Raw genomic sequence first — 242 nt, 5'->3', positions numbered from 1 at the left:
TTTCCCGCCTTTTCTATTATGATGACTAGCCGAGCAACCATAGGCGTTTTATCTATAAACACCACAGAAGCGTGTACTAATCAAGGGTTTATAACCTGTCTTCCAAATGAACAATTTCCTTTAACCTATCTATATTTTTGGCTCAAATTCTCAAAACCTTATTTTGATATTTTGGCTAATGGTGCTACTTTTGCCGAATTAAGTAGGGGCGTTTTTAAGAAAATTAAAATGAGAGTACCTAC

1 protein-coding gene is annotated in these 242 nt (G+C 35.1%); it reads left to right on the top strand.

What is annotated here, in order from left to right; translation table 11 throughout:
• On the top strand, positions 1-242 hold a 242-nt coding region (locus ACSV5T_RS10280), incomplete at both ends, for a restriction endonuclease subunit S (protein WP_438321081.1).

The organism is Veillonella sp. ZSJB6 (genome assembly GCF_051549505.1).
Lineage (GTDB): Bacteria > Bacillota > Negativicutes > Veillonellales > Veillonellaceae > Veillonella.
This window is presented reverse-complemented; position numbering and strand designations above follow the sequence as displayed.